The sequence below is a fragment of the Petralouisia sp. genome (assembly GCF_056822245.1).
Window position 1 is genome coordinate 1 of the sequence record NZ_JBQIOP010000090.1, and the last position, 5650, is coordinate 5650.

Sequence of the window (5650 nt, forward strand, 5' to 3'; positions counted from 1 at the left end):
TGTTAAAGATACTGTCTTTACTGCTGCCATATCAATCCCCCTTATCTTTTTCAGATAGTATAACAGGCAAATGTCCGCGAAATGTTACAACGAGCAAAAAAATTTATTTTTTTCATTCATTTCTCTGTTATAGTAGCTCAAAATAATGATTTTATTATAGGCAGTTATCAAAGGTTTCTCAATGCGGCAACTGTAAACAGATTCTCTGCCAAAGACTCTTAAAACTACTGGCAAGCAATGCAATCTTCCGTAAGATTGCGTATTTTGGCAGGAATCCGTTTCCGGTATTCCTGCCAAAATGCTTGTTGGTGATATATCCCCAAACCCCTGAGATCATCACCTGCGGTGATGGCTGCGCGTTCCGTTGGAACGCTGAAAATCAAAAGCAGAAGGAAACCTATTGCCGTGACTTCTGCGTATTCCGCTGCGGTTCCCGCCAAGTGGGAATGTCCAGCAAATGCTCCACATTCGCCCGGACATTATGGAGTTCCTTCATGTCAGCCCTGGCCTGTTTGTAAGAAGAATAGGCTTTCCGTTTCTGCTCCAGAAGTCCGGCATATTCCTCCCGCAGAGACTTGACGGAGGGCAGCTTTGTGATCCCCAGCTCGTCAAAATGTTTCTTCGCCGCCTGGTGCAGCAGGATTTCCGTTTCATGCGCCGCACGGAATTTTTTGCTGTACCCAGCTTTCCGGTACTCCACATAGGCCGCCCGCGTCTTGGCATAATTGACGATCTGTTTCTGCAGCTCCCCGTTGGCGGCCATCTGTGATTCCAGTTCCTTGATCTGTACCGATAACGCATTGAAGTTGGCGGTAGCGGCATTTGATTTTTTCTGCAAATCCTCATAGCTCATATCGCCATGCTCTTTGAGCCAGATCACCGCCTGGGAGAGCTGTTTTAAGTTGAACACTTTCGCCCAGCGTTCATATCCCGGACCTTTGCCGGAACGGATTGCCGCCTCAATATCCACCAGCAACCCGACTTTGGAAACCGGCTTTTGTGGGGAGGTACGGCGGGGTTCCACCGTCCGGGTGCCTGCTATCCGTTCCCTGATGGCCTGCTCGGTATAGTCGCCTTTCAGCGTGTCACACCGGGTATACCGATCTTCCGGCGACAGGCGAAAGCGAAGGTGTTTTCGATCCCGGTTGACTTCGATCCCTGCCGCCTCCAGCTTTTTCAAAAGTTCTTCAAAGTCCTTCGGCTTTTCTTCCAGGGCAGCGTCGATAGCCCAGCGCAGCCGTTCCTGGCGGGAAGGCTGTTTCTGATTTCCCATCCATGTGCCGTAATGCTCCCTGCTGGGTTTCGGATTCTCCACAATGGAAAGCCCATGCTCCAGGCACAGCTTGTCATTCATGCGCCGGATCGCCCATGCGGAGCCCCAGAAGTTGCGGAATTTTTTCTGGCAGTCCAGCGTCGTAGAATTGATAATGATGTGGTTATGGACATGGTGCTTATCCACATGGGTGCAGACAACAAAGGCATGGTTTCCTTTGGTGAGCTTCAATGCCAGCTCCCGCCCGATCCGGTTCGCTTCTTCCGGCGTGACCTCGCCAGGCTTAAATGCCTGCCGGAGATGGTAGGCAATCACATCATCCGCGCCCCGGTCACGTCCGGTCAGGTTCGCATACTGGCGCTTGGATAAAAGGAACTCCGCATCAGCAGTCCGGGTGTCGCACTCATAACCATAAATGAATTTCCCAAAATCAGTTTTCTGCGGATTCTTTACATAGTCAATGATGTCCGCTATGGCCGTGGAAACATCCCGGCCTTTCCCGACATGTAGCGGCATGAGCCGTGTGGTTGCCATCCCTTCACCTCCTTAATGAGAAATTTTCCCTGTTACCGTGCCGGCTCTTTATTCACTTTTGATTTATCACTGTGCGCCGTCTGCTGCTTGGCATTTTTATTCAGGCTGTCACGCACGGACGGTTTCTGTTCCTGGGCCGGTGCACACTCCCGTCTGGCTTGGGAGAGAAACAGGTCGGTAAGTCCGGGATTGCAGCGGTCCACGGCAAAGCAGACATTCCGGTCATATCCGAAACCGTCCTTATCCTCACAGACCGGGACCGTCTGCGCCCATGCTTTATTGTCCCGTGAAATACGCCCGTCGTAATCTTTCTGCCGGACCGTGTTGGAAAGGACATAAAAAATCCGGCCAGGATCAAACTGCTGTAAGACCTGCCGCACACATGCCATGCCTAAACGGTTGTCCCGGTAGTTGTCCGCTATGGCCTGTTCGATTGCCTCCCTGCACGCAATGTTTGCTTTGTGGGAAGCGTGGTACTGGTCCAGCTCCTCATGCTCATGCGCATAGGCGGCAGAGTGAAAATAAATTGGCGTTGTGTCTTTCAATGAAATCCCTCCAATCAAAAAGCTGCCCTGGCAGACAGCCATAATTATAGAAAAAGGGCGGGGCTGCCAATGCGCCCCGCCAAAACTGTTTAACCAAATATAAAATCTTTCAGGGCGCCATTTACGCCGCCGATCATGCCGACCAGCCAGGCCGCCGCCATCGGCAGACCGTATGGGCTGATAAGGAACGCGATCACCAGCCAGGACATTCCCGGCCAGAACCCGGCTGCGAAGAACAGCGCCAGCGCCGCCAGAAAGACGATCCCTGACAGAATCCCCAGCACGGCGCCGGAAACCACAACAAGAAATTTGCAGAACAGATAAAGAATCCCTGTAACCATTACAAAGGGAAGTGCCAGCAGTTTGCCAATCAGACGCATACGTCCGCCTCCTTTCCTAGTCCCATGTCCGTTTTTTCAGGACATCCATGTATGCCCGAAGGGTATTTCAAAGAGAAGCATATTTACCCCTCCATTAAAATTTTACCGTGCCGGCCTGCGGAAATCAACGGCCTTCCTTCCTGTTTACGAAATGTTCGCAAATTTCCGAAGCAGCTTATCCATGCCGTCCCAAAGGCCGTCCAGACGGGTGCGCAGATCCTCCACATCGGCGGCGTAAATACTCCCGGCCTCATTGGCGCGTCTGGCGTACTGGTTCAAGTTATTGGAGCAGATACGAAGGAGCCGTATCATTTCCTGGATGTCGCTCATATCCAAATGAATGATATAACCGTCCACAGCCATCTTGCGCAGATATGCGGAGAGGTTGGTAATGCCGAGTTCCGCCATGCGCCCCTTTACCAGCTCCGCCTCCTGTTCAGACATGACGAATTCCACCCGGACGGATTTTTTGTTATTCCCGGCTTTCATCGTTCCGGCTCCTTTTTATGTGAGGGGGCTTTAGGGATGGAGGCGGCCGCCGACTTTGCTTTTTCCAGTTTTCCCCGCAGGGTGTCTTTTTTCAGGCTGTCCATATATTCCTGGATATTACCGGGCTTTGCATGGTAATCCCGCTTAACGTGCTCCCGCCGCAGGATTGTTTGTAATTCCCGTTCGCTTTCCGGCAGCCAGGCCACACATTTGGAAGTTCCATGCTCTGCCTTAAACATGTTAATCTGCTGCATATAAGAATCATGGGGGAAAGCCGCCTGTGTACCATCCTGGAACAATACCGATACTTTTTCAATCGCACAGGACAGCAGCTTGACCCGTTCCACGTGGGCGTGATAATCGAGAGGCCAGATACAGCCGGTGGCTTTCCCGTCCTGTATGCCGTCCAGCCGGATTGCATACGCCAGGATAGAATCTTTCGTCTGCTCATGGTAAAACCGCCACACCTTATTTTCATGGCTGTCCTGCAGGTAGACATCCCTTTCCCATAAACAGTAGGTACCGCAGGTCCTGGACATCCATAAAAGCTGTTCATTCTCCCCATTTTTGCAGGCCGCAAGATTTTGTATCAGTTCCCTGTCAATATTAAAATCGTCCTTATAATGCTGCGTGTGCAGCTCTACAACCTGCCCCAGAAAGTCCAGCACGTCCACGCCCTCAAATTTTACCGCCGCCATCAGCGTTCCCTTTCCGGCACGGGCGGCTCTGCCTGTTTCACCTCATGCTCCGGGCGTTCCGCTTTCAGCCGCTCCATCAGGGAAGGCTTTTCCTCCGGCAAAGTCTCCGGCGCAAGCTCCCGGATTTCCTCATAGGTCTGGCCGTCCGTTAAGTCCGGGCGTTCCGGCGGCACATTATCCAGCCGGCCATCCAGCATATTGTAGTTGCCGGTCTGTCCTTCCTCGTAGAGCTCCGCATTACGCAGATAACTCTCCGGCGCCTGGAAGGACTGTCCGGCGAACAGGATTTCCCTGTGGGGCGTAAACTGTGAGAGCACGCCGTCCCGAAGCCTTGCAAATTCCTCATACTGGCGCAGGGTAAGGCCACGCTCCAGCATTTCCGCCTGGGTATGCGCCCAGCCCTCCCCATAGAGAAAATAATACATATCCGGCTGATCGCAGACAAAGCACAGGGAGCCGTCCTGATTGTCATAATAGGACGCCTGCATATCCTGACAGTGGCAGCGTTCCTCGCACCCCAGATACACCCGGTTATCTGCACCCAGCATGGCGACCATGCCCGCATAATTGCTGTGGACCGCAGAGCGGATTTCCACTAATGGGTCCGTCTCCGGCATAACCTGTCTGCCGGGAATCTCGTTCCGCTTTTCTGCCGCGTCATTTCTCGGCGCCACTTCCTCATGGGCACGGGCATCCAAATCCGGCTGCGCCTGTGCGGAAGTCTTTCTGACGGCGCCCGGCTCCGGGTCCTTCTCCTGTGCGTAATAATGGACATTGGCGTTGGTCCTGCTGTTCATTTCCCCGGCGTAAGCCTCCGCAGCCTTGCGGGAGTCAAATTCCAAAGGCTTTCCGTTCTCCTTGCACCACGCCTCGGCATGGCCGAAGATAGAAGCGCCGCTGCGGACCGCCCACACGCCGTATACTTTTTCTTTTCCCATCCTGATCCTCCTTATCGTTCCTGCTGCTTTGCCGGTTTCTGCTTTCTGTCAGGCTCCGCCGGCTTTGTTTCCTTCATCCGCTGCCGGACAGAGGGTTTGCGATCCGGTTCGTCCACAGAGGTGATATTGACATACTCGCCGATAATGTTCAGCGCCTCATGGTAGCTCCCGGAGGCAAACACCCTGTCCGACATTTCCTTTGCCTGCTCCGCCATGCCGTTCCTGCGTAGGGTCCGGGAGGCAATGCCGATCAGGTTAAAGACATTCCCGTCCTGACCGATCAGCGCACAGTCCGGTTTTTCCGGCTCCGGTGAAGGTTCTCCGATAAAGCCGCCTAACCGGTTCGGCACAAAGTCGGAAAGCCAGGTGCCCCCGAAATCCGCATGGGTCTGTAACCGCCACACGGCAAGTTTCCCTATATCCAGCTTTACATCCTCGAAAGGGTAGAGCAGGCAGGTAAGCTCCCCATACTGGAAAGTGGAAACATCCTCAAATTTACTGCCGTCCTTCAAGATCCCCGCCTCGGTGAGCATGTCGTTGATCCCGTCCACCCATTCCTTCAAATCCCCTCCGCAGCCCTGCAAGATCAGGCCGTCCTTGCCTTCCATGCGCCGAAGGTCCTCTGTCGTGATTGTTGTGATACTCAAATAAACCGCCTCCTATCGTTCCTGTTGATGATTGGTTTTCTGCCGGACGGCTTTTGCCGCCGGCTGTTTCTTTAGCTGCTTACGGACGGAAGGCTTTGCCGCCGGCTGCCACATATCCGTTAAGATGGCAGATACCGGCTGTTCCC

7 protein-coding genes are annotated in these 5650 nt (G+C 53.3%); all 7 read right to left on the reverse strand.

Going from position 1 to position 5650, the window contains the following annotated elements:
- Positions 1-397: 397 nt before the first annotated feature.
- A complete protein-coding gene (locus tag ACTO17_RS19380) occupies positions 398-1807 on the reverse strand; it encodes a relaxase/mobilization nuclease domain-containing protein (RefSeq protein ID WP_482559075.1) in 1410 nt (469 codons plus the stop codon).
- A 32-nt stretch (positions 1808-1839) separates the two neighbouring features.
- Complete coding sequence (locus ACTO17_RS19385) at positions 1840-2352, reverse strand: DUF3849 domain-containing protein (protein WP_482559076.1); 513 nt, start codon at positions 2350-2352, stop codon at positions 1840-1842.
- Between the two features lie 89 nt (positions 2353-2441).
- A complete protein-coding gene (locus ACTO17_RS19390) occupies positions 2442-2732 on the reverse strand; it encodes a CD1845 family protein (protein WP_288975932.1) in 291 nt (96 codons plus the stop codon).
- Positions 2733-2876: 144 nt separating this feature from the next.
- Positions 2877-3221: a plasmid mobilization protein gene (locus tag ACTO17_RS19395; protein WP_482559077.1), complete on the reverse strand. Its 345-nt coding sequence runs from the start codon at positions 3219-3221 to the stop codon at positions 2877-2879.
- Positions 3218-3919: a hypothetical protein gene (locus ACTO17_RS19400; protein ID WP_482559078.1), complete on the reverse strand. Its 702-nt coding sequence runs from the start codon at positions 3917-3919 to the stop codon at positions 3218-3220. The genes ACTO17_RS19395 and ACTO17_RS19400 overlap by 4 nt, the downstream gene beginning before the upstream one ends.
- Positions 3919-4857 (reverse strand): DUF4316 domain-containing protein, encoded by a 939-nt coding sequence (locus ACTO17_RS19405; RefSeq protein ID WP_482559079.1) that lies wholly within the window; start codon positions 4855-4857, stop codon positions 3919-3921. Before ACTO17_RS19405 ends, ACTO17_RS19400 begins: the two co-directional genes overlap by 1 nt.
- 11 nt (positions 4858-4868) lie before the next feature.
- Positions 4869-5465, reverse strand: coding sequence for a hypothetical protein (locus tag ACTO17_RS19410; protein WP_482559080.1), 597 nt, complete (start codon positions 5463-5465; stop codon positions 4869-4871).
- Between the last annotated feature and the right edge of the window lie 185 nt (positions 5466-5650).